The organism is Roseospira navarrensis (genome assembly GCF_009601025.1).
Classification (GTDB): Bacteria; Pseudomonadota; Alphaproteobacteria; order Rhodospirillales; family Rhodospirillaceae; genus Rhodospira; species Rhodospira navarrensis.
Genome location: NZ_WIVE01000026.1, coordinates 19,040 through 41,729, shown reverse-complemented (window position 1 = coordinate 41,729; position 22,690 = coordinate 19,040). Strand labels below are relative to the sequence as shown.

The 22,690-nt window shown below is 71.4% G+C and carries 19 protein-coding genes; 4 read left to right on the top strand and 15 right to left on the bottom strand.

Features of this window, described 5'->3' with window-relative positions:
- Positions 1–251 precede the first annotated feature (251 nt).
- The 6 genes from GHC57_RS09720 to GHC57_RS09695 form a co-directional block, all read right to left on the bottom strand.
- The gene (locus GHC57_RS09720) at positions 252–2,105 is read right to left on the bottom strand and encodes a DUF4153 domain-containing protein (RefSeq protein ID WP_153343613.1); all 1,854 of its coding nucleotides are present in this window, start codon (positions 2,103–2,105) and stop codon (positions 252–254) included.
- An 84-nt stretch (positions 2,106–2,189) separates the two neighbouring features.
- Positions 2,190–2,954: a precorrin-4 C(11)-methyltransferase gene (gene cobM, locus GHC57_RS09715; protein ID WP_153343612.1), complete on the bottom strand. Its 765-nt coding sequence runs from the start codon at positions 2,952–2,954 to the stop codon at positions 2,190–2,192.
- Positions 2,951–4,804, bottom strand: a complete 1,854-nt coding sequence (gene cobJ / locus GHC57_RS09710) for a precorrin-3B C(17)-methyltransferase (protein WP_153343610.1) — start codon at positions 4,802–4,804, stop codon at positions 2,951–2,953. Before cobJ ends, cobM begins: the two co-directional genes overlap by 4 nt.
- Entirely contained in the window at positions 4,801–5,541 is a 741-nt protein-coding gene (gene cobI, locus GHC57_RS09705; RefSeq protein WP_153343608.1) for a precorrin-2 C(20)-methyltransferase, read from the bottom strand. Before cobI ends, cobJ begins: the two co-directional genes overlap by 4 nt.
- Positions 5,532–6,203: a precorrin-8X methylmutase gene (locus GHC57_RS09700; protein WP_153343606.1), complete on the bottom strand. Its 672-nt coding sequence runs from the start codon at positions 6,201–6,203 to the stop codon at positions 5,532–5,534. Before GHC57_RS09700 ends, cobI begins: the two co-directional genes overlap by 10 nt.
- A gap of 92 nt (positions 6,204–6,295) precedes the next feature.
- The gene (locus tag GHC57_RS09695; RefSeq protein WP_343031150.1) at positions 6,296–7,384 is read right to left on the bottom strand and encodes a sirohydrochlorin chelatase; all 1,089 of its coding nucleotides are present in this window, start codon (positions 7,382–7,384) and stop codon (positions 6,296–6,298) included.
- Between the two features lie 392 nt (positions 7,385–7,776).
- On the opposite strand from GHC57_RS09695, the gene GHC57_RS09690 reads away from it, so the two are divergent.
- The 3 genes from GHC57_RS09690 (at position 7,777) to GHC57_RS09680 (ending at position 11,235) form a co-directional block, all read left to right on the top strand.
- The gene (locus tag GHC57_RS09690; protein ID WP_153343604.1) at positions 7,777–9,225 is read left to right on the top strand and encodes an undecaprenyl-phosphate glucose phosphotransferase; all 1,449 of its coding nucleotides are present in this window, start codon (positions 7,777–7,779) and stop codon (positions 9,223–9,225) included.
- A 267-nt stretch (positions 9,226–9,492) separates the two neighbouring features.
- Positions 9,493–10,455, top strand: coding sequence for a GGDEF domain-containing protein (locus GHC57_RS09685; protein ID WP_170294798.1), 963 nt, complete (start codon positions 9,493–9,495; stop codon positions 10,453–10,455).
- A gap of 69 nt (positions 10,456–10,524) precedes the next feature.
- A complete protein-coding gene (locus GHC57_RS09680; RefSeq protein WP_170294797.1) occupies positions 10,525–11,235 on the top strand; it encodes a DUF484 family protein in 711 nt (236 codons plus the stop codon).
- A 215-nt stretch (positions 11,236–11,450) separates the two neighbouring features.
- On the opposite strand, the gene GHC57_RS09675 is transcribed toward GHC57_RS09680, so the two are convergent.
- The 8 genes from GHC57_RS09675 to GHC57_RS09640 form a co-directional block, all read right to left on the bottom strand.
- A complete protein-coding gene (locus GHC57_RS09675; protein ID WP_153343599.1) occupies positions 11,451–12,704 on the bottom strand; it encodes an ABC transporter substrate-binding protein in 1,254 nt (417 codons plus the stop codon).
- A 107-nt stretch (positions 12,705–12,811) separates the two neighbouring features.
- Positions 12,812–13,402: an amino acid synthesis family protein gene (locus GHC57_RS09670; protein WP_153343597.1), complete on the bottom strand. Its 591-nt coding sequence runs from the start codon at positions 13,400–13,402 to the stop codon at positions 12,812–12,814.
- Positions 13,399–13,995, bottom strand: a complete 597-nt coding sequence (locus GHC57_RS09665) for an amino acid synthesis family protein (protein ID WP_246152239.1) — start codon at positions 13,993–13,995, stop codon at positions 13,399–13,401. Before GHC57_RS09665 ends, GHC57_RS09670 begins: the two co-directional genes overlap by 4 nt.
- Positions 13,988–15,058 carry a UPF0280 family protein gene (locus GHC57_RS09660; RefSeq protein WP_153343595.1) on the bottom strand — a complete coding sequence of 357 codons (1,071 nt, stop codon included), beginning with the start codon at positions 15,056–15,058 and terminating at the stop codon, positions 13,988–13,990. The genes GHC57_RS09665 and GHC57_RS09660 overlap by 8 nt, the downstream gene beginning before the upstream one ends.
- 17 nt (positions 15,059–15,075) lie before the next feature.
- Positions 15,076–16,542 (bottom strand): 6-hydroxynicotinate reductase, encoded by a 1,467-nt coding sequence (locus tag GHC57_RS09655; protein WP_153343593.1) that lies wholly within the window; start codon positions 16,540–16,542, stop codon positions 15,076–15,078.
- Positions 16,539–19,310, bottom strand: coding sequence for a molybdopterin-dependent oxidoreductase (locus tag GHC57_RS09650; protein WP_153343591.1), 2,772 nt, complete (start codon positions 19,308–19,310; stop codon positions 16,539–16,541). Before GHC57_RS09650 ends, GHC57_RS09655 begins: the two co-directional genes overlap by 4 nt.
- On the bottom strand, positions 19,307–20,164 hold the full coding sequence (locus tag GHC57_RS09645) for an FAD binding domain-containing protein (protein ID WP_153343589.1): 858 nt from the start codon (positions 20,162–20,164) through the stop codon (positions 19,307–19,309). Before GHC57_RS09645 ends, GHC57_RS09650 begins: the two co-directional genes overlap by 4 nt.
- Before the next feature lie 14 nt (positions 20,165–20,178).
- Positions 20,179–21,366 carry an amidohydrolase family protein gene (locus tag GHC57_RS09640; protein WP_153343587.1) on the bottom strand — a complete coding sequence of 396 codons (1,188 nt, stop codon included), beginning with the start codon at positions 21,364–21,366 and terminating at the stop codon, positions 20,179–20,181.
- Positions 21,367–21,671: 305 nt separating this feature from the next.
- Between GHC57_RS09640 and GHC57_RS09635 the strand changes: the two genes are divergently transcribed.
- Positions 21,672–22,142, top strand: a complete 471-nt coding sequence (locus tag GHC57_RS09635) for a MarR family winged helix-turn-helix transcriptional regulator (protein ID WP_153343585.1) — start codon at positions 21,672–21,674, stop codon at positions 22,140–22,142.
- Between the two features lie 300 nt (positions 22,143–22,442).
- Here the strand turns inward: GHC57_RS09635 and GHC57_RS09630 are convergent, their stop codons facing one another.
- On the bottom strand, positions 22,443–22,646 hold the full coding sequence (locus GHC57_RS09630) for a hypothetical protein (RefSeq protein ID WP_153343583.1): 204 nt from the start codon (positions 22,644–22,646) through the stop codon (positions 22,443–22,445).
- Positions 22,647–22,690: the final 44 nt, after the last annotated feature.

The following is a 22,690-nucleotide window of genomic DNA, read 5'->3' as shown; positions in this document are numbered from 1 at the left end:
CCGGTCCGACTACCCGGCTTCAGCGGCAGGCTGTTACGCGGGATAGCGGACACAGCAACAAAACGCCATATGGTTTCTCAGAGATCGAATGAGGCGCGTCCAGCATGGACGAATCGGGTCCGGCTCGCGCGACCGGCCCCCGAACCGTTTGCGTTTCGAAGCCCTTGCCCCTCCCCGACCCTCCCCTTGCCAGGGGAGGGAGTTCGGGCGGCGTCCCCGACGACAGGACGAGTGTAGCCCCGCGCGATCCGTTACGGGCGGGCGATGAGCAAAGTGCCGCTCACATGGCTCAGGGTGGCGCCGTCCGCCACGCCGTCGTGGCGCACCCGCAGGGTCTCGACCGCCAGCCGCGCCGAGGCCCCGTCCGGGCCGCCCTCGGTCTCCACCGTCAACACGTCGCGGGGCAGGCTCAGGCTCCGGTCGCCGATGCGGTCGGCCTCGCCGTCCGTGTCTTCTTCCGCTGCGGCGAAAGCGGCCGCGATCACGGGGGTCAGGTCCAGGGTGAGCGACGCCGAGTCTTCCGCGCCGTCCAGAGTGACGGTCACGGCCGTCCCGTCCAGGGTGACAGAGGCCACGTCCTCGAACACGGCCGTCCGTTCCCCGGACTCGGAGAAGGACACCGTCACCAGGGTGTCGAAGCCGGAGACAGGCACCACCTCGCGCGCGCCGTCTGCGTAGATGTGCAGGGTCTGCTGGGTGGTCATCGCGGCGGGCACATCCAAGTCCAGCGCCCGGGCGCGACTGGCGGCGGTGATCTCGCCATCCGGGAACAGCTCGGCGATGCGGTAGTTGGTGCCCCGTTCATGGAAGTACGTGAGCAGGTGGACCAGACGGCGCTGGTCCTCCTTCGGCACCTCGTCCTCGGCCGGAACGGCGCGGCCATCCTCCAGCATGCCGTGCTGATCCAGCAGGCCGCGCAGCGCGCGCTCCTGGCTGAGGAAACTGAGTTCCGGGGCACCCCAGGGGCCCTGCGCGCCCAGCACCAGCAGGATGCCGAGCAGCCCCACCGGCGTGGCCGGTCCGGCCCGCTGGCCCTTCAGCAGCCACGCGACACAGAGCAGCACCAGCCAGATGACGGCAATGATGAGCAGTCCGCGGGCCTCGGTGATGCCGTATTCGAACAGCCGGATCCACACCGCCCAGGCCAGGGCCAGCAGCGGCAGCGGCACCGTCCAGGGGAACACGCGGCGGTAAAAGGCGGCGAACCAGTTGCCCTGGCGGGCCAGCGGCAGGGCGGCCATGTGCGCGCCGACACCGAAGCCCAGGTAGGCGGCGTTGAGCGCGGCGATGCTGCCCCAGTCCGTCGCCACGCCCAGCACGATCTGAACGAGGTAGACGTACAGGATGGCCATGTACAGCAGGGCGAGCGGGATCAGCGCCCAGGTCACGGCGACGGCGATCCAGCGCGGCGTGCGCTCGGGCACGGCCGGGCGCTCGTGGTCCTCTTCCGGCATGGCCTGGGTGGCGCCCACCAGGAAGGCCATGGGCCAGACGATGCCGTAGGCCAGGACCCACACGATCTCATAGACCTCGGTGGCGACCGGAAGGCCCAGCAGTTCGTCGCAGGCCAGCAGGGCGACGACGATGCCCCCGCCCAGCAGCGTGGCCAGGCCCCAGCCCATGGCCGCGCTGACCAGCACGCGTTCGCCGGCGTACCATCCGATCAGGTGCGCCTTCTCCTCCGGCGCCTCCTTGGGCGGCCGCAGGGCGTAATAGAGCGCCATCAGGATCGCGCCGGCCTGCCAGTAGATGTAGGGGAAAAGGCGCGCGTCCGGATGGTCGGGAATGGCGTACAGCGTGGCCCCGGCCACGATGATGACCACGGCCGAGCCGAAGACGCGGGCCGGGCGCGGCCACCAGCCCTGGCGCCGCAGCCCCCAGTCCATCGCCAGGGCGGCGAAGAACCCGATGCCGCAGGTCATCAGGGCGATGGTGGTTTCCAGCGCCAGGACATCGGGCACGCCCAGGACCATCCAGATCCCCAGCAGCGTGCCCAGCACCGCGCAGGCGACAGCGACGGGCACCGCGCGGGCGGCGGAGATCCAGGTCGAAGGCTGGCTGGCCAGGGCCGCGACAATCGCGGAAAGAGGCGTCGAGGGAGTCATGGCAGGGAAGTCCGGCAGCTATGGACGGGACGGCACGGTACCCTCAAGGGCAATGCCGGTACTATGCCGTCCGGGGCCTGCCGGTCAACCGGAACGCGGCCGCAGGACGTGATGATGGTCCGCCGCATACAGGCGGCTGTCGCTGAACCCGCCCGCCGGGTCCAGCACGCGCCCGACCAGGATCAGCGCGGTCCGGGTCAGACCGGCGGCCTTCACCTGCTCGCGGATGGTCTCCAGGGTGCCGGTCAGCACCTGCTCGTCGGGCCAGCTCGCCCGGTAGACCACGGCCACCGGGCAGTCCGGCCCGTAGTGCGGGGTCAGCTCGCGCACCACCCGGGCGAGGTTGGTCACCGACAGGTGGATGGCCAGGGTTGCGCCGCTGCGCCCCAGGGTGTCCAGGTCCTCGCGGTTGGGCATGGCCGAACTGCGGGTGGCGGTGCGGGTCAGGATCACGGTCTGCGCCACATCCGGCAGGGTGAGTTCCCGACCCAGGGTGGCGGCGGCGGCGGCGAAGGCCGGCACGCCGGGCACGATCTGCCAGGGGATGCCCAGGGCGTCCAGCCGCCGGATCTGCTCGCCGATCGCGCCGTACAGGCTGGGATCGCCCGAGTGCACCCGCGCCACGTCGTGCCCGGCAGCCTGCGCGGCCTCGATCTCCGCCAGGATCTCGTCCAGGTGCAACGGCGCGGTGTCGATCACCCGAGCATCCGGCGCGGCCTCGTCCAGCACGGCGCGCGGCACCAGCGAGCCGGCAAACAGGATCACGGGGCAGCGGCGGATCAGGGCCAGGCCGCGTACGGTGATGAGGTCGGGGGCCCCGGGACCGGCCCCGATGAAATGAACCGTCATTCGGCGGCGTCCGTCGTCTGTTTGGCGGCATAGCCGCGCGGGGTGTAGACCCAGCGGCCGAGGCGGCGGGTCTCGCTGGACCCGACCATGACCAGGGTCAGCATGTCCACGTCGTCCACCGAGAGCGCGTCCAGGGTCGTGACGCGCACCGTTTCCCCGTCGCGGCCCAGGTTGCGGGCCAGGATCACGGGGGTGTCGGCCGGGCGGTGGCGCAGCAGCACGTCCCGCGCCGTGGGCAGGGCATCGCGGCGGCGCTTGGAGACCGGGTTGTAGAAGGCGATGACGAAATCGCCCTCGGCGGCGGCGGCCACGCGGCGGTCGATCACCGCCCGGGGGGTGAGCAGGTCCGACAGCGAGATGGCGCAGAAGTCGTGCCCCAGGGGCGCGCCAGCGCGCGCGGCGGCGGCCTGCATGGCGGAGACTCCGGGGCAGACGGCGATCTCGACGCGCTGCCAGTCGGGCCGGCCGCCGGTCTCAAGCTGCTCGAACACCAGGGTCGCCAGCGCATAGATGCCGGCATCGCCCGAGCACACAAGGGCCACCCGCCGCCCCTCGGCGGCGAGGTTCAGGGCGGCCACCACGCGGTCCGTCTCGGCGCCCAGATCGGACATGTGGCGCGCCTTGCCCTCCTGAGCCGGACCCAGCAGGTCCAGATAGAGCCGGTAGCCCACCAGATCGGTGGCCCCGGCGATGGCGGCCGAGACCTCGGGCGTGCGCCATTCCTCGGTGCCCGGGCCGATGCCCACGATGTGGAGCGCGCCCCGGGCGCGCCCGATCTGCGCGGGCGCGATCCCCGCCGGGGCGCGGGCCACGGCGCAGGTGGCGTTGGCGGTCTTGCGCTTGGCCGCGACCAGGGTGCCGTCCGGGCCGGCGGCGGCCAGGGCCGCGCCTTCCGAGACGCCGTGGCAGCCCACCTCGGCGAACACCACGTCGGAGGGGGTGGCGAGGCGGGGCGTTTCCGCGTCCAGCGCGGCGGCGTCGAAGAAGCGCGCCGGCACGCCCAGCGCCTCGGCCAGGGCCAGCACGGCGCCTTCGTCGGCCTTCAGGTCGAGCGACACCACGCAAGCCACGGACTCCGACGAGAGGTCGTGGGCGGCGAGAGTCTCCCGGGCCAGCGCTTCCAACTCGGCCGGCGGACAGTCGCGGGCGCAGCCCACACCCAGCGCCAGGGTGGGCGGCCGCAGCAGCAGGGTGTCCGGCGGCAGGGACGCGGCCGCCGCCGCGCGGTCGCTCACCCGGACCGTGGGCGCGCCCGTGGCGGACACGTCCGCTGGCACGACGGCATCCGAGGCGTCCGTGATCCAGGCCGTGAGCATCGCCGCGCCCTCGTTCGCCAGCGCGACCGGGCGGCCGTCCACCAGCGCGGCCATCGCGGCGCGGGCGGCCTCGGGGTTATGGACGCGCCAGCCCGGGGGCGGGGCGTCCAGGGCGAGCCCGCCGGTCACCTCGCCCGCCGTGGTCAGCGCCGGGGCGATGCCCAGGACGTCCGCCAGCCGCGCGGCCAGCGCATTCGCCCCGTGATGCCCGCCCAGCAGCGGCACCACCGCCGAGCCGTCGGCGGCCACGGCCAGAACGGGGGGCTCGGCGTGCTTGTCGTCCAGCAGCGGCGCCAGGGCGCGGATCACGATGCCGCTGGCGCACAGGGCGACGATGGGCCGGCCGGCGCTGAACAGCGCCCGCAGGTGGGCGACGGTGGCCTTGAAGGGCGCATCCGCCTCCGGCACCCGGTCCGCGAGCCCATGCACCACGGCGCCCGGCAGGTGGGGCGCCAGTCGGCGCGCCGTCTCCAGGCCGGTGCGGTTCAGGACCACCAGCACCGGCGCGCCTGAGGTCTGGTCACGTCCGGTCATGCCGCCGCCTCCGCCGTTCCGTCCCGGCGCGCCAGGACCACCGTGAAATAGGGCACCCCGTCCGGTCGGGCGAGCGCCTCGGTCAGCGGGCGCACCACCTGGTCCGGATGGCCGACGCGGGTGACGCAGACCGCGCCGTCGGCGAGCCCCGCCGCCGCCAGCACGCGCGCCACCTTGCCCAGATGACGGCCCACCTTCATGACCACGGCGGCGTCGGTCTCGGCCAGGACCCGGGCGAGCCGCTCTTCCGGCGCGGTGGCCGGGACCACGGCCAGGGTCTCCATGCCGTGCGCGATGGGGCGCGCCACGGCCGCCGCGCAGGCCATGACCGAGGAGACGCCGGGCGTGATCTCGACGGCATAGCGCCCGCCCAGCCGCTCCAGCAGATAGATGAACGAGCCGTGGAACAGCGGGTCGCCCTGGCAGATCACGGCCACGTCCCGGCCCGCGTCCAGGTGGCCGGCGATGACCTCGGCCGCGCGGTCATAGGCGGGATCGTCCGGGGTCTGGGCCGGGCTGAACATCAGGGGCAGCGGGACCTGCGTCTGCTCGTCGCGCAAAAAGGCCTCGACGATGCCCAGCGCCATGCTCTCGCCCTGACTGGTGGCGGGATAGGCGATCACGGCCGCATCGTCGATGACGCGCACGGCGCGCAGGGTCAGAAGCTCGGGGTCCCCGGGGCCGACGCCGACCCCATGCAGGGCGCCCGGAGCAGGCGCATCTGGCGTCACGGCCATGTTGGTTCGTGGCTCCCTGTCTTGGCCGGGGCGAGCGCGTTCACCGCCGCCGCCGCCATGGCCGATCCGCCGCGCCGGCCGTGCACCGTCACGAAGGGAATGTCGAACGTGGGGGCCAGGGTGGCCAGCGCGCGCTTGCTCTCGACCGCGCCCACGAACCCCACGGGAATGCCGATGATGAGGGCCGGGCGCGGCGCCCCGTCGGCGATCAGTTCCAGCAGCCGGAACAGCGCGGTGGGCGCGTTGCCGATGGCCACCACCGCGTCGTCCAGGATCGGGACCCACAGGTCGACGGCCGCCGCCGAGCGGGTGGTCTGCAGGGCCTCGGCCAGATCCGGGACCCGGTTGTCGTCCAGGCGGCAGATGACCGGCGCCCGACGCACCCGGTGGGCCATGATGCCGCGCGCCACCATCTGGGTGTCCACCAGGATGGGCGCCCCCGCCTCCAGCGCCGCCCGGCCCGATGCGGCGGCGAGCGGCGACGCCTCCAGGTCGTCGATCACGTCCACCATGCCGCAAGCGTGGATCACCCGCGTGGCCAGCGGCCGCACATCGGCGGGCAGGCGGGACAGATCGGCCTCGGCGGCGATGGTGTCGAAGGACTGGCGATAGATCGCCTCGGGGTCGCGTTCATAGGGCGGGATGGCACCCGGTGGGGTCATGGCTGTCCTCTCGTCCCGGCCCGATCGGCCGAGCGGTGGTTTCGACATGGATGCCCCCCAGCTCTCCAGTTCGCAGGTGGATGGCCTGCCGGTCAGCGACCGGAGTCGTTTTCTGTGCGGCCCGGACGGCTCCCGGCGGGCTCTCCGCCGTGGTGGTGCCCGTGGTCATGGCCGTGGCCGTGCCCATGGCCGTGCCCATGGTCGTGCCCATGATCGTGGTGATGATGGTGGTGGTGGTGGCCGTGATCGCCGTCCGTGCCCGCCCCGCGCACATGGTGGTGGTGCCCGGCCTGAACCGCGCCCACGGAGTCCTCGAAGCCGATCACCTGCTCCCGGTACTTGCAGAGCTGGCAGTTCATGGCGGTTTCGCCGGCCAGAATATCGCTCACGCGCTCCACGAAGCTTTCGATGACCATCGGGTGGTCGTTCAGATAGGGCGCCTTGAGGAACTCGATCTCCGGATGGGCGGCGGCGGCCTCGTCCACGCCGTCATAGATGCGGCGGACCAGGATGCCGGTGAACAGGAAGTACGGGAACACGATGATGCGCCGATAGCCCAGCCGCGCCGCGTGCGCCAGCCCCGGCCCGACCAGCGGCGACGTCACGCCGGAATAGCACACCTCGGCCCAGCCGAAGCCCATGCCCTCCCACAGCATGCGGGCGACCTTGCTGATGTTCGAGTTGGCGTCGGAGTCATTGGTGCCGCGCCCGACCACCATCAGCAGGGTGTCCTTGCGGTCCACGGGGGTGGGGGCGGCGGCCTCCGCTTCCTCGATGCGAGCCTGGGCGGCCTTCAGAAGCTTGGGGTCGATGCCCAGTTCCCGACCGAATTGCACGGTGATGTCCGGGTGCTCGGCCGCGAAGCTGTTGACCTCCCACGGCAGGTCGTTCTTCACGTGGCCGGCCGCGAACAGCATGCCCGGCACGGCGAAGACCCGGTTCACCCCGGCGGCCTTCAGAGCATCCAGCCCCTCGCGGATGATCGGGCGGGCGAATTCCAGGAAGCCGCTTTCCACGGCGTACTGCGGCAGGCGCGCCCGCAGGTGCACGGCGAGGCGGTTGAACTCCTCGACGGCCCCCACGTCGCGGCTGCCGTGGCCGCAGATCATCACGCCGACCCGGTCGTCGGTGGAGACGGAGGGGCGGGCGGCGGGTGTGGTCGCGGGGGAGTCGTGGGTCATGGTCGCCTGGTCCTTGCCTTCGAGCGGTGGGCCCGCCTGGTCCATGCCTCCGGGGGGCGCTGAGGAAACGGCGCGGACTATAGGCCCCGGGACTCCCCGACGAAAGGGCCGTTCCGGTCACACGGTCCGCTTTTTTTTTCGGCGCCACCGGCCGGACCAGGACCGAACGCACAACGTCCGCGGCCGGGCATTTCCACCAGGCACGGTTTGGTTTGGCGACGGGTGTTCCTGGCGGCTGGAGACTGCGGCGGCGACGGACATCCACCTTGAAGAGGGGTCCCCCCTGTGCAATCGTCGCCCCCGGCCCTGGTCGTGAGGGGGCCCGCGCCGCCCGAGCGCATGCCTCATCCGCCGGCCTGGCCGCCCCCGCCTCCCGTTGCCAGAAGCACGCCATGGCCGCGAAAGCCCCCAACCGCTCCTCGACCCGAAAACGCTGGTTCTCGCTCGGAATCACGCGTCGGTTCCTCGTTCTGGGCATGCAGGTGAGCGACATCCTGTCGTTCATCTTCGGCGCCTATCTGGCCCATGTGGTGCGGTTCAACACGGCCGCCCCGGACCGGGTCGAGCTGACCGCGATCAGCCTGTCCGTGGTGATCGCCATCCTGGCGTTTCCGGCCATGCAGGCGGCCAGCTATCTGGCGCTGCAGAACCCGTGGCACGGCCTGAAGCGGGCCACCCGGGCGTTCGTCGCCGTGTTCGCGATCCTGGCCCTGCTCGCCTTCGGCCTGCAAGTGACCGGCGAGTTCTCGCGCATCTGGGTGACGGTGTGGATCCTGTCGGCGTACTTCAGCCTTGTCTGCACGCGAATCTGGTGGTCCGGCTTCCTCAAGCACGGCATCGCCGTCGGCTTCCTGCGCGAGCGGCTGGCCCTGATCCACGGGCGGGGCACGCGCCACGTGGAAGAGATCGCGCTTCACCTGCGCGAGAAGGGCTATGACATCGAAACCGTGGTGCCGCTGCACACGCCGCCGCCGGGCGTACCGGAACGCCGGCCGGTGCCCCAGACGCCGGGGCGGCGCTATGCCTCGCTCGACGATTTCGTGCACAGGTTCGGCACCGAGGTGGTCGATCGCGCCATCCTGATCCCCGACCCCGCCGACGAGCGCCCGCTGCGCCAGGTCGCCGCCCCGTTGCGCATGATCCCGCTGGACGTGGACGTCATCCCCAGCGGCTACGACAGCGCCCTGAACGGGCGCATGCCGCGTCTGGCCGGCGGCATTCCCGTGGTCACCCTGATGACCCGGCCGCTGTCCGATTCCCAGGTGCTCATCAAGCGGCTTGAGGATCTGGTGCTGGGCACGGGCCTGTTGATCGCGGCCGCGCCGCTGATGGCCCTGATCGCCGTGCTGGTCAAGCTCGACAGCCCGGGGCCGGTGCTGTTCGCCCAGTCGCGCGCAGGCTTCAACAACGTGCCGTTCAAGATCTACAAGTTCCGGTCCATGGTCGTGCATGACGACGCCAAGGTCAAACAGGCCACCCGGGATGACAACCGCATCACGCGCGTCGGGCGCATCCTGCGCCGGACCAGCCTGGACGAGCTGCCGCAGTTGTTCAACGTGGTGCTGGGCAGCATGTCACTGGTGGGTCCCCGTCCCCATGCCCTGGCCCACGACCAGGAATACGGCGCGCTGATCGACACCTACATCGGCCGCCACCGCATGAAGCCGGGCCTGACCGGCTGGGCGCAGGTCAACGGATGGCGTGGCGAGACCGATACCCTGGACAAGATGCTGAAGCGAATCGAACACGATCTGTACTACGTGGATGGCTGGTCGCTGTATTTCGACCTCAAGATCCTCATCATGACGGCGCGTGTGCTTTATCACCGCAACGCCTATTGATCGCCATCCTTTCCGGTCCGGCGGCGCGGCCTTGGGGCGCGGCACCGCGCGCCCCTCGACGATTCGCCAGTGTTCGCCCCAGACCTCCGGTCATCTAACACACAGCGGTCGTGTGTCGTATCATGAAACTGTCACGGTCTCTCTTGTGCGCGTGACCGGGCGGCGCCATGCACCCCGCCCCCCATCGACCCACCCAGCACCAGAGGCCAGAGAAAGAGCCGAAACGATTCGATGCACGCCGCCAGGGATTTCAGGATCCGCACCTATATGCTGTTGGGTGTGTCGTCCGCGCCGGTACTGTTGGCCTTTTCGATCTATGACGTGATCCGGGGTCAATACCTGTTCGGCGGGATCATCGCGGCGTTCGCCCTCGCGATCGCGGCGAATACGGCCTACATCCACCGAACCGGCCGGGTAAAGATCCCCTTCGCCGTCATGAACGTGGTCGGACTGCTCACCCTGGCCTGGGGCATCCAGTTCGTGGGCCATGCCGCCGCCCTGTGGGCCTATCCCCTCGCCATCGTGAACTGCTTCGTGTCCGAGCGCCGCCGGGCGCGCATCATGATGGCCGCGGGCATGCTGCTGCTGATCCCGCTGGTGCTGCTGGAAGCGCCGATGGACCACGGGGTCCGCTTCGCGCTGACCTATCCCCTGACCTGCTGGTTCTCCGATCTGGCCGTCAGCATCCTGGAGAAACTGCAGCACCAGTTGAACGAGTTCGCCATCCGAGACCCCCTGACCGGGGCCTACAACCGCCGCTGCTTCGACTTCCGCCTGGACGAGGCCATCGAGCAGTCGCGGCGCGATCTGGGCGCCGTCAGCCTGATTTCGTTCGACATCGACCATTTCAAGGCCATCAACGACCAGTTCGGCCACGACGCGGGCGACGACGTGCTGGTGCATCTGGTCCGGACCGTGCGCGCCCGGCTGCGCAAGGTGGACGCCCTGTTCCGCATGGGCGGCGAGGAATTCATGGTGCTCTGCCGGGGCACGACGCCGCAGCAGGCCCAGCACCTCGCCGAGGCCCTGCGCCGCGAGGTGATGGAATGCCGGCCGCGCCCCGACCTCCCCGTCACCATCAGCCTGGGCGTGGTCCAGTACGACGACCGCCTGGGCCGGGCCGAGGGGCTGCGCCGCGTGGACCAGAACCTGTACGCCGCCAAGCAGACCGGCCGCAACACGGTCTGGCCGCCGGCCGAATCCGCCGAAAGCGAACTCCCCGCCGCTTGACGCACCGTCCCGGCCCCCTGAAAGTGGACCGGGTCCGCGCCCCCTTTTTTTCGCTGTCCGGAGAGTATGGTGACCGATCCCGATCCAGCCCCCGCCCTGACCGACGACGCCGTGCTGGCGTATCTGACCGCCCATCCGGGGTTCCTGGATCGCTGCCCCGAGGCCATCCTGACCCTGGGCATGCCGGCCTCGCCGCACGGCGAGGGCGTGGTGGACATCCGCGACTTCGCCATCCGCCGCCTGCAGGACGAGCTGCGCGACCTGCGCGACGGCACCGACAGCCTGATCCAGACCACGCGGATCAACCTGTCCCTTCTGAAACGCACCCATCAGGCGGTGCTGAGCGTGCTGATGGGCGACGAACGCGGCTGCCTGGGCGAGACCGTGGCCGATGATCTGCCGTTGCTGCTGGATGTGGACGTGGCGGCCGTCCGGTTCGAGAACGCGGGCAGCCTGCCGGCCCGCTCCGCCCCGCTGGCGACCCTGCCGGCGGGCGCCGTGGACAAGGTCGCCCCCCGCTCGCGGCCCATTGCCCTGCGGCCCCAGGCGACCGGGGACGAGCGGCTGTTCGGCGGCGGCGCCGGGCTGGTGGCGAGCGATGCCCTCGCCCGCCTGGAGCCCGGCAACGGCCACCCGCCGGGGCTGCTCGCCCTGGGCTCGCGCCGCAGGGGGTCGTTCGACGAGGATCAGGCGAGCGACCTGCTCTCGTTCGTCGCCCGCGTGGTGGAACACTGCGTGCGGCAGTGGACCTTCGGCGACCGCCCGAACGCGCCGGAGTGAGGCCGGTTCCGTAGGGCGGGCCGGTCCCGTAGGGCGGGGCGTCCAGCCTTTTGCGCACCGCCGTCGGCGGCTTGGACCGCTCGCGCGGTCCCGTAGGGCGGGTTCGCGCCAACGGCGCAACCCGCCATGGGCGGGGCGTCCAGCCTTTTGCGCACCGCCGTCGGCGGCTTGGACCGCTCGCGCGGTCCGAAGCCGCCCTACGGATCGGCCCCCGGCTACGGCCGCATGGCGGCGGCTTCTTCCTCCGGCGGCAGGTAGTCGGCGCCATCCCGATAGCCGAAGTCCACCATGACACCCCGGCCGTCCTCCACCGCAGTGCGGCCGACGAAGGCGCCCATGGTGGACTGGTGATCGGCGGCCCGGTAGGTCACGGTCCCGAAGGGAGTCGGCACCTCGATGCCCTTGGCGGCCTCGATCATGGCGTCCGTCTCCGTGGAGCCGGCCTTCTTCAGGATTTCGGCGACCGACATCATGGTGGCGTAGCCGACCACCGAGCCCAGGCGCGGATAGTCGTCGTACTTGGCCTGATAGGCCTCCAGGAAGGCCGCGTGTTCGGGAATCTCGATCTTGTCCCAGGGATAGCCGGTGACGATCCAGCCTTCCGGGGTCTCCTCGCCCAGCGGGTCGATGTACTCCGGCTCGCCGGTCAGCAGGCTGACCACCTCGCGGCCCTCGAACAGACCGCGCGTGGTGCCCTCGCGCACGAACTTGATGAGGTCGGGACCGAAGGTGACGTTGAAGATGGCGTCCGGCTCGGTGGCGGCCATGGCCTGCACGGTGGCGCCGGCGTCGATCTTGCCCAGGGGCGGCCACTGCTCGTCCACCCACTCCACGTCCGGCTTGCGCTCGGACAGCGCGGCCTTGAACGCTTCCACGGCCGAGGTGCCGTACTCGTAGTTGGGCGCCACGGTCGCCCAGCGGGTGGCGTCCAGCTTGGCGGCCTCTTCCGCCAGCATGCCCGCCTGCATGTGCACCGACGGGCGCAGGCGGAAGGTGTAGTCGTTGCCCTTGGACCAGACGATGGCGTCGGTCAGGGGCTCGGCCGCGACGAACAGGATGCCGCGCTGGTTGGCGAAGTCGGCGACCGCCAGCCCGATGTGCGAGAAGAACGTGCCCATGAGCAGGTCCACGCCCTCCAGCGAGACCAGCTCGTTGGCGGCGGTCACGGCGTCGCCGGGCTTGCCGGCGTCGTCCTTGGAGATGACCTCGACGGGCCGGCCGTCGATGCCGCCGGCGGCGTTGATCTCTTCCAGCGCCAGTTGCCAGCCCAGGCGATAGGGCTCGGTGAAGGCCGGCAGGCGGGTGTAGCTGTTGATCTCGCCCACCTTGATGGGGTCGGCGGCGAGCGCCGGCGCGCCGGTGGCGGCGGCGAGGCCGACGGCGGCCAGCGTGGCCCCCGCGACGGTGCGGAGCAGCCCGCGACGGCTGAACCAGTTGTCATGGGCAGTGTGGTTGATCTGATCGGGCATGGCGTGTCTCCTCGGCTCCCTTTGCAGGCGAACGACAAGTCGTTTGTATGTTATCGACCGGCTTCTTCTTGCCGAGCCGAGCCCCTTCTTTGATCGGTTTCTGCCGATCAACGCAAGCCATCTTCTCCCTTGATTTCGTCTTTCGTAAGGCCGCCGACGCGCGGCAGCGGACGCCCGCTGTCGGTCACGGCGATGGCCACCAGGATTTCGTCGGCGCGCGGCGCATCGTTGATCTGCACCTCCATGCCGTCGAAATGGCTGCGCACATACGCCGCGTCCTTGTGCCCGAGCGGCACATCCAGCACCTGGCCGGGGCCGCCGCGCTTCTTGGAGGACGGCACCAGCGCCGCCCCCTTCTGCACCGCCTGGCGCAGCGGCGCGCCCATGCGGGGGTGCAGGATGGCGGCGGCGTGCTCCAGTTCGCCGTTCTCGCCCACCAGCGCGGCCTTGCCGTAGCTTTCCGCCTGATCCGGGCGGATGCCGAGCGCAGCCACCGCGCGTTCGCCCAGCAGGCCGCCCAATTCGGCGCCGATCTCCATCAGCGGCGTCAGGTCCTCGACATACTGCCCGGCGAACGGATTGCGGATCACGGCCACGGCCGCCGCGCGGCGGGTGGGTGGATCGATGGGCCGGCCCATCTCCTGGTGGATCTCGTCCACCACGGTCATCAGCTTGCGGATTTCGGCGGTGGTGCTCATCGCAGTCCATCCTCCCCCTTGATGTCGGCGGCGGCGAGCCCGCCCACGCGGGCGTGCACGCGCGGCCCGGTGGTCATCACCAGAACAAGCGCCATCTCGTCGGCGCGGGGCGCGTCGGGAATGCCGACCTCGATGGCGTCGAAATGGCTGCGGACGTAGGACGCATTGACGTGCGTCACCGGCACATCCAGGCGGGCGCCCGGGCCGCCCACCTTCTTGGTCGAGGGCACGATGGCCTTGGCCCCGCCCAGGATCTCGCGCATGGCGTAACCCCCCGGCACATGCCACAGCGCGCCGTGCTCGATCTCGCCGCCCGCGCCCACGATGGCGCCCTTGCCGTAGCCCTCGACCACGGCCGGGTCGCCGCCCAGAGCCTCCACGAGCCGCCGGGCCATGGCCAGCCCGAGCGGCTTCAGGGTCTCCATGAAGGGCGCGATGTCGGGTTCGTAGCGCCCGGCGAAGGGATTGACGATCACGCTGACCATGGCGGCGCGGCGCAGCGGTGGTGCGACCCGCGGTCCCCCCTCGTGAAAGATCTCCTCGACGCTCACCTGCTGCTTGCGCAGGGTGAGGCCGGGCATGGCGTCAGGCATGGAGCGCATCCTCCGTCACGGGTTCAGGTAGGGCCGCCGGGCCGGCGACCAGGTCGAGGGCGCCGACCAGACGCACCCGCCCCGCCAGCACCAGAACGGCCCCGACGATCAGGCCCCGGTCCACACAGTCCGCCGCGACCGCCCCGCCCGCGTCAAGCGCCTGCGCCACCTCGGCCGCGGCAAGGGCGCCGACCGCGACCGTCACGGGCCGGTCGCCCAGGTCGCTGTCCGGCTGCAGGGCGCGGGCCGGTCGGCGCGTGACGACCGGATGGCCGGGCAGGTCCACGGCGTTGCCGATCAGGGTCGCGGCGACATCGGCGGCGGCGGCGGTCGGGGCCGCCACCGTCACCGAGTCGGCGATCCCCCGCGACAGGCTGCGCCCGTGCCGACCGCTGGTGGCCAGCCCGCGCACGGGGCTGTCCGGGCCGATATCGAGCGCGCCGGGGCTCGCGGGCCGGGCGGGATCCACCACCACGCCAATGCGCCAGGGCGGCGCGTCGAGGGCCATCCACAGCGCGATGTCCCCGCCGTTGTTGACGGCGGCGCGGGTCAGGCCATGGGGGCCGCCGCGATCGCCCCCCCTCCCCTGGACAGGGGAGGGTCGGGGTGGGGTTGACGCCTGAAGCGCGGGGCTTGCGTGTGCCCCATCGCCCCCCTCCCAACCTCCCCCCGCCGGGGGGAGGAGGAATTCCTGTTGCGCATCGGCCCGGCCCGTAAGGGATTGGTCGCCCATTATCGCCCCCAGAACGGTCTCGGCCACCGCCCCGGCCACCGCCGCCATGGGTGTGACAAAGCCCGCGCGGAACGGCGCGGCCGCCGCCCACATGCGCCGCGCCACCGCGCCCGACAGCGGGCACGGCCCGACCGGCTCCAGAGGCGTGCGCAGCCCCGGCACTTCCGAGACCAGCTCGTCCAGCAGCGTTTCGAAGCGGGCGACCGCGCGCCCGTAGGCCGCCCGCACCGCCTCGGGATCGCCCTCGGCGGTCACGATCAGGTCGATCGGCCCATGCTGAAGGTGCAGGCGGCGGCCGTCCGGCAGCAGGCGATGGGAAGCGCGCTGCATGGCCCGGCCCTCCCCGTCTACCAGCGGAAGTTCTTGTGGTGGGTCGGCCACGGATTGTCCGGGCTGGCCATCAGGTCGCTGCGCCGGGTCACGCCGCGCACGCTGTCCAGCCGAACCACATGATCCATGTGCCCGCCCAGGGTCTCGTAATCCGACAGGCGCAGCGTGAATTCGATGGGAGCCACCACGGCCGGCGTCGGCACCGACCCGAACGAGCGCGCGGGCATGCGGGTGACGTCCACCATGAAAGTGATGCCGCCGCCCGGCCAGACGAACACCGGCGCGCCGCCGCTCGACACATAGGTCAGCAGGTCCTTGACCGAGCGCGTCAGCTTGACCGGGTTCTCGGTCACCCCGGCGCGCAGGGACCCACCGGCCCCGCCGATGAACAGCACGGAGCACAGCGCGGGTTCGCAGTTCTCCTGGATCAGCGCGACGGAGCGTTTCAGCGGCCCCGGCATGGGTGCGAGCTGCGGGGTCAGGCTGTCGTCCAGCACATAGTATTGCGCGTGGTCGCCGGTGGTGGAGACCATCAGCAGCGTGAGTCCCGGGCGGGCCACCTTGGGGTTCCAGGACCCCAGGATGGTCAGGGGATCGGTCACGTCGGTGCCGCCCCAGCCGGTGCCGGGCCGGGCCACCTGGAAATAGCGCCCGGGGGTGGAGCGACGCCCGCGCATGGTGATCCCCGTGGGCGGCACGTCCAGCAGCTTGCCGGCCTGATGCTCCGACAGCACGCCGGTGATGTGGTCATCCACCACCACCACCTCGTCCACGAAGTCCACCCATTGCCGGGCGAACATGCCGATGGTGGCGGAGCCGCAGCCCACCCGCATGCGGGTTTCCGTCTGACCGTCGATGATGGGGGCCTGTCCGGCCTGCACCACGATGGACACGCCGTCGTCCACGGTCAGATCCACGGCCTCGCGGTTGCAAAGGTCCATGATGGCGCAGCAGGTGTTGCGGCCCTCCTTCTTGCCGCCGCCGGTCAGATGGTTCACGCCGCCGATGGCCAGCATCTGCGAGCCGTATTCGCCCGTCGTGACATGGCCGACGGGCTCGCCATCCAGCCGCACCAGGGCCCGTTCCGGCCCCAGGTGGCGGTCGGTGTCGATCTTCACCTTGGCGCCGCAATAGCTGAAGATGCCCTCGGTCACCACGGTGACCATGTCCACGCCGTCCACCTCGGACGCGACGATGAACGGCGCCGGCTTGTAGTCGGGGTAGGTGGTGCCCGCGCCGACGGCGGTGACGAAGTGGGCGCCGGAGGTCACCAGGTCGCCATCCCACTCCCCGGCCGAAGCCATGAAGGGCACCACGTTGCGGCCCTCCTGAACGGCCCCATCCAGCACCACCAGCGGATCGACGCGGGTCAGGTCGCCCGCCACGTTGGCATAGCGGTCGCAGGCGCCGGCGTGGCCCTCGGCGATGTAGCACATCACCGGGCAGGCATCGCAGCGGATCTTGCCGGCGGACTCGTCGGTCATGCGGGGGTCTCCAGAGGGGCGCGCAGCGCGGCGCGCAGGCGGTCGGGGGTCACGGGCAGGTCGCGCACGACCACGCCCGTGGCGTCGCGGATGGCGTTCAGGATGGCGGGCGCGGTGGGAATCAGCACCTGCTCGCCGATCCCTTTTGCGCCGTAGGGCCCGTGCAGATCCGGGTCCTCGATCAGGCGCGTGACCACCTCGGGCATGTCGCCAGCGGTGGGGATGAGATAGCCGTGCAGGTCCTCGGTCAGGCCGGGGACGTAGCGTTCCATCAGCGCGAGGCCCAGACCCTGGGACGCACCGCCCTCCACCTGCCCTTCGATCAGGGTGGGATTGACCGCCCGGCCCACATCGTGGGCGCAGATCAGGCGTTCGACGTAGACCCGCCCAAGGTCCAGGTCCACCCGCACCTCGGCCAGATGAGCCCCCCAGCCGAAGGCGGCGTAGGGCTCGCCCTGCCCGTTCTCGTCGAGCGGCGCGGTGGGCGGATCGAAGGTCTCTTCGGCCGCCAGCACCAGACCGTGGGCATCGGCCTCCCCCGCCAGCGTGGCCAGATCCAGCGAGCGTTCGCCGGCCCTCAGAACCGTACCGTCCAACGCCAGGGCGGCATCCGGCGGCGCGTTCAGGCGCAGCAGGATCCGGTCCCGCAGCGCGCGCCCGGCCAGGACCGCCGCTTTGCCGGTCACGAAGGTCTGGCGCGAGGCGGAGGTCTTGCCCGCGTCCGGCGTGCGGTCGGTATCCGCCCCCACCAGCGCCACGCAGGCCAGCGGCAGTCCCAGCGCATCGGCGCAGATCTGGGCGACCACGGTGTTGGAGCCCTGACCGATGTCCACCGCGCCCTGATGCAGCCGCACCCGGCCGTCCGCCGTCAGCCCGACGCGGATGGTGGAAGGGTTGGGCAGCGAGGTGTTGCCGCAGCCGTACCACATGCCGGCCACGCCCACCCCGCGCCGCTCCGGGCGGCCCTCGGCCTCGGCGCGGGCGTTGGCGGCGGCGACCTCGGCGCGGGCGCGGGTCCAGTCCTCCCGCAGCGCCTCCAGGCAGCGGCGGATGCCGACACCCTGCGCGAACACCTGCCCGGTGACGGTGGGTCGCCCTGCCTCCAGCGCGTTCAGGATCCGGAAGTCCAGCCGGTCGCGGCCGAGGGCATCGGCCAGTTCGTCTAACAGGGTTTCCTGAAGGACGGCCGACTGCGGCACCCCGAAGCCCCGGAACGCGCCCGAGGGCGGCCCGTTCGTGTGCACCGCCAGCGACCGCGCGCGGTAGTGCGGCACCTGATAGGGCCCGGAGGCATGCACCGGCACCCGGTTCGCCACCGTCGGTCCCCACGAGGCATAGGCCCCGGTATCGAACATCCCGGAAAAGTCCAACCCGACCAGCCGGCCGTCGCTGCGCCGCGCCGCCACCCGGGCGGACAGCCGCGAGGGATGCCGCTTGGTGGTCGCGGCCATGGACTCGGCGCGGGTGTAGACCAGCCGCGCCGGCTGTCCCGTGATCCAGGCGGCGAGCGCCACATAGGGTTGCACCGACAGGTCCAGCTTGGTGCCGAAGCCACCGCCGACGGCGGTGGGGATGATGCGCACCGCCTCCGGATCCAGCCCCAGGATGGCGGCGGTGTCGTCCCGGTCCATGTAGGGCGCCTGGGTGCAGGCCACGATCTCGATGCGGTCGCCCACGCGCTGCGCAAACCCCGATTCCGGCTCGATGGGGGCATGCTCGACGAAGCCGGTGGACGATGTTCCCGCGACCGTCACCACATCCGGATCGGGATCGGACAGGGCGCCGTCCACGTCGCCGCGCCGGACCAGCCCGCGCGCCAGCACGTTGCCGGGACGGCCGGCGTGGACCAGCGGCGCGCCCTCGGCACGCGCGGCCTCGGGATCCAGGAGCGGATCCAGCGGCTCCCAGGTGACGGGCAGACTCTCCAGGTCCAGATGCCGCACGGCCGCGTCCTCGCCCACCACGGCGGCGACGGCCTCGCCCCGGTAGCGCGCCTCGCCCTCGGCGAACACCGGCTGGTCGGCCAGCGCCGGAATGACGCCGAACAGGTTGCGCCCCGGCACATCGGCGGCGGTCAGCACCCGGACGAGTCCCGGATGCGCGGCCGTGAAGGCATCCAGATCGCCGAAGCGGAACCGGGCGCGGTGGTGCGGACTGCGCAGCACGCGCACGCGCAGGGCATCCGCCGGCCACGCATCCGCCCCGAACACGTCCGAGCCCAACACCTTGGGTCGGCCGTCGAGGCGGTCCACGCGCGCGCCCACCGCGCCCCCGGCGGCCGGCGTCTCGGCCAAGGGCACGGGGTCGTTGGCGCGCATCACGGCCGTGATGATCTTGCGGTATCCGGTGCAGCGGCACAGCACCCCGCCCAGGGCGTCGATCACCTCGGCCGCGCCGGGATGCGGCGTCTCTCGCAGCAGGGCGGTGGCGGTCATCAGCATCCCGGGCGTGCAGATGCCGCATTGCGCGGCGCCATGGCGCAGGAACGACTCCTGCAAGGCACTGGACGAGCCATCCGGCCCGGCGAGTCCTTCCACGGTTTCCACGTCGGCCCCCTCCAGGCGGCCCGCCGGGACCATGCAGGCGCAGACCGGCGCGCCGTCCAGCAGCACCGTGCAGGCGCCGCAGTCGCCGGCGTCACAGCCCACCTTGGTTCCGGTCAGGCCCAACTGCTCGCGCAGCACCTCGGTCAGGCGGCGCATGGGCTCCACCGGGACGGACACCGCCCGGCCGTTGACCGTGAATGAAACGGGCACAGGATCCGTCATGCGGCGGCCTCCCCGCACCGCGCCAGGGATCGGCGGACCAGGGTCAGCGCGGCCTCGCGGCGATAGGCCGCGCTGGCCCGCACGTCGTCGATGGGCGACAGGGCGTCTCCGTCCGACTCGTGAACCAACGCCGCGAGATCGGTCCCCGGCGGCTGACCGACGAGCCGCGCCTCCAGCGCGCCCAGGCGCACCGCGACCGGCGCGCACGAGCCCACGGACACCCCGGCCGCCGCGATCGCGCCGGCCTCGTCCCGCCACAGCACCACCGCCACCATGGCGATGGAGATCACCAGCGAATGCCGCGTGCCCAGCTTGAGGAAGTCCGACGCCCCCGGCCGGCCCGGATCGGGCACCAGGATCGCCGTCACCATCTCGTCCGGGGCCAGGGTGGTCCGGCGCACCCCGGTGATGAACGCGGCCAGCGGCTCCACCCGCACCCCGCCCGGCCCGGCGATCTCCACCCGCGCGTCCAGAGCCAGCAGCGGCGGCACCCCATCCGCCGCCGGAGAGGCATTGCACAGGTTGCCCGCCACCGTGCCGGCGTTCTGGATCTGCACCCCGCCCACCTCGCGCGCGGCCAGCTTCAGGGCACGGAACCAGGGCGGCAGGTCGGCCGCCGTCCGGACGTCCGTCCAGGTGGCCAGCGCCCCCAGCCGCCAGGCCCGGGCCGACTCGTCGAAGCGGATGCCGCGCAGGGCGGCGAGGCCGGTGATGTCCAGCATGTCCTCGCGCCCCGGCTGGCCGTCCGCCAGCGCCGGAAACACGTCCGTGCCGCCGGCGATCACCCGCCAGCGGCCGGCGGCCAGACGATCCAGCGCCTCGTCCAGGGTGCGGGCACGGACATAGCGGGGCATGGCGGGAAAGTCCCTCAGACCACCGCCGCCAGCCGCTCGGCCGGCGGTGTGTTGCGGGACCGACCGGAGCGCACCACACCGTCGATGATGGTCATGCTGATCCCGGGCAGATCGCCAAGCTGGATGCTTTCCAGCAGCGTCTTGCCGGCGGTGTGCTGGGCGCGGTCCATGACGATGAAATCGGCGGCGCGGCCCGGCTCGATCAGGCCGCAGTCCAGGTCGCGCATGCGCGCGGTGTTGCCGGTGGCGAAGCAGACCGCCACCTCGGCCGGGACATCGCCCAGACTGGAGAGCAGCGCAATCATGCGCAGGATCCCCAGCGGCTGCACACCAGAGCCCGCCGGGCTGTCCGTGCCCAGGATGACCCGCTCGGGCGTGCCCAGCTCGAAGGCCGTCCGCATGGCGAACAGGCCCATCTTCTCGTTGCCGTTGTGCACGATCTCGATGCCCCGCGCACAGCCCTCGCACAGGCAGCGGACCTGGTCCTGCGGCAACGCGGTATGACCGCCGTTGATGTGGCCGATGATGTCGGCGTCCGCCTCCAGCACCACGTCGGCGTCGATCAGGCCGGACCCGGGGATGGACGGCCCGCCGGTGTGGATGGTGGACTGGATGCCATATTTGCGCGCCCAGGCGACCATCCGCTTGGCCTCGTCGCCGGCCTTCACGCTGCCGAGACCCACCTCGCCCAGCAGCTTGACCCCGGCCGCCGCCAGCTCCTTGAAGTCCTCTTCGGTCATGCCCTGTTCGATGACGGGCGCGCCCGCATGGACCTTCACGCCCGCCGGCCGCGCGTTCAGGAAACTGCGCTGCGCGAAGATCGCCATGGCCTTGAGGCCCGGAATGTCCTTGGGGCGGCCCGGTGTATGAACCTCGCCGGCCGAGATCATCGTGGTGACCCCGCCGTGAAGAAAACTGTCGATCCAGTTGAACTGGCTCTGGCGCGGAGTCCAGTCACCCAACACGGGGTGCACGTGGCTGTCGATCAGGCCGGGCGCGAGCGTGGTTCCTTTGGCGTCCACCACCCGGTCCGCGCCCTCGGTGTCGCAGTCGGCGGCCTTGCCCACCTGGGTGATGCGGCCATCCACACAGACCACCGTGTCGGCGTCCAGGATGGGTCGGGCCAGATCGCCCGACAGCATCAGGCCCACGTTGCGGATGACCAGCGTGCCGGAGATGTCCGGCGGCGTCACGGCTGCCATGGTCGCCTCCCTCTGCCCGGGGCCGTCCTCCCGCCGGTGATCGGTTGCCCCCGACGCACGGTCGGGTTTTCCACCGTCACCAGTCATTTGCGTGCCCACGTTTGGTGAAGTGTTCCAGAAGACCTCGCGCCCCGCAACCCGTTTTCGATTCGACCCCGGATCCCCCATCACGTGCGCAACTTTTAACACGCATTCATACCGCGCGGCTTTACCTGAGCACGTCGTAAGCCTATAGGATATGGGGTGACGGTGGGGGTGGGCGACCGTCCGACGCTCGATAGATGCCATGAAGGGACGCCTTGGCGATGACCACAGCCGACAACCCGAGACCGTCTTCCCCGACCGCGCCGCCTGCCGACGAGGCCGCCGGCTACGTCCTGGACGATCAGGTGGGCTTCCTGCTGCGCAAGGCCCAGCAGCGCCACCTCAGCATTTTCGGCGAGCACATCGGCTCCGACCTGACCCCGATGCAGTTCGCCGCCCTGGCCCGGCTGCACGAGGGCGGCCCGTGCTCGCAGAACGCGCTCGGCCGGCTGGCGGCCATGGACGTGGCGACCATCAAGGGCGTGGTCACCCGCCTGAGCGCGCGCGGGCTGGTGGAGAAGCGCCCGGCGCCGGGGGACAAGCGGCTGCACCTGATCGCCCTGACGGAGGACGGCCAGCGGGCGGTGGAGGCCGCCCTGCCCCGGGCGCGGGAGATCACGACCCGTACCCTGGACCCGCTGTCGGCCGAGGAGCAGGCCACCCTGGTCGCCCTGCTGCGCCGGATCACGTGATGTGGACCGGGTTCGGCGCCCCCGCCGTATAGGGGCGGCCATGGCTGAAATGGCGTCGCGCTTCGAGCCTGAACCCCCTCCCAACCTCCCCCATGGATGGGGGAGGAGTCCCGGTCCACCAGACGCCAGACGGACTCCCTCCCCATGGAATGGGGAGGGTTGGGGAGGGGTTGTCTCGGGTGGCCGCTACGGTCCGGAAACCACGCGACCCCGATTTTGCGCGATGAACCTTTTTTTGTCGGGCGGTCATTCAGGCGGAAGACGCTGCGTGCCCCCGTTGGGGAGCGGGCGGGCCACGGGCTATGTTCGCTCCAGGTCCCGCGTCACCTTGACGGTGCCGAGGGCGGCGATCACGCAGCCCAGCGCCGCGACCGCCGCGACGAGCCCCCCCGTCGTGTCCGGCGCCGCGGCGCTGAAGGCATCAACGGCGTGCCACGCCTGCAGCGCCCCCAGAAGCGCGAACACGACGGCGACGGCATAGAACGACAGGCGAATGGCAAGCATGGCGGGTCTCTGATCGGGTCTCTATCAAGGAACGGACGGGGCGG

Coding starts and splice junctions, on each gene's coding strand:
- GHC57_RS09720 (WP_153343613.1), bottom strand. CDS start 2,105: ATGACTCCCTCGACGCCTCTTTCCGCGATTGTCGCGGCCCTGGCCAGC.
- cobM (WP_153343612.1), bottom strand. CDS start 2,954: ATGACGGTTCATTTCATCGGGGCCGGTCCCGGGGCCCCCGACCTCATC.
- cobJ (WP_153343610.1), bottom strand. CDS start 4,804: ATGACCGGACGTGACCAGACCTCAGGCGCGCCGGTGCTGGTGGTCCTG.
- cobI (WP_153343608.1), bottom strand. CDS start 5,541: ATGGCCGTGACGCCAGATGCGCCTGCTCCGGGCGCCCTGCATGGGGTC.
- GHC57_RS09700 (WP_153343606.1), bottom strand. CDS start 6,203: ATGACCCCACCGGGTGCCATCCCGCCCTATGAACGCGACCCCGAGGCG.
- GHC57_RS09695 (WP_343031150.1), bottom strand. CDS start 7,384: ATGACCCACGACTCCCCCGCGACCACACCCGCCGCCCGCCCCTCCGTC.
- GHC57_RS09690 (WP_153343604.1), top strand. CDS start 7,777: ATGGCCGCGAAAGCCCCCAACCGCTCCTCGACCCGAAAACGCTGGTTC.
- GHC57_RS09685 (WP_170294798.1), top strand. CDS start 9,493: ATGCTGTTGGGTGTGTCGTCCGCGCCGGTACTGTTGGCCTTTTCGATC.
- GHC57_RS09675 (WP_153343599.1), bottom strand. CDS start 12,704: ATGCCCGATCAGATCAACCACACTGCCCATGACAACTGGTTCAGCCGT.
- GHC57_RS09670 (WP_153343597.1), bottom strand. CDS start 13,402: ATGAGCACCACCGCCGAAATCCGCAAGCTGATGACCGTGGTGGACGAG.
- GHC57_RS09665 (WP_246152239.1), bottom strand. CDS start 13,995: ATGCCTGACGCCATGCCCGGCCTCACCCTGCGCAAGCAGCAGGTGAGC.
- GHC57_RS09660 (WP_153343595.1), bottom strand. CDS start 15,058: ATGCAGCGCGCTTCCCATCGCCTGCTGCCGGACGGCCGCCGCCTGCAC.
- GHC57_RS09655 (WP_153343593.1), bottom strand. CDS start 16,542: ATGACCGACGAGTCCGCCGGCAAGATCCGCTGCGATGCCTGCCCGGTG.
- GHC57_RS09650 (WP_153343591.1), bottom strand. CDS start 19,310: ATGACGGATCCTGTGCCCGTTTCATTCACGGTCAACGGCCGGGCGGTG.
- GHC57_RS09645 (WP_153343589.1), bottom strand. CDS start 20,164: ATGCCCCGCTATGTCCGTGCCCGCACCCTGGACGAGGCGCTGGATCGT.
- GHC57_RS09640 (WP_153343587.1), bottom strand. CDS start 21,366: ATGGCAGCCGTGACGCCGCCGGACATCTCCGGCACGCTGGTCATCCGC.
- GHC57_RS09635 (WP_153343585.1), top strand. CDS start 21,672: ATGACCACAGCCGACAACCCGAGACCGTCTTCCCCGACCGCGCCGCCT.
- GHC57_RS09630 (WP_153343583.1), bottom strand. CDS start 22,646: ATGCTTGCCATTCGCCTGTCGTTCTATGCCGTCGCCGTCGTGTTCGCG.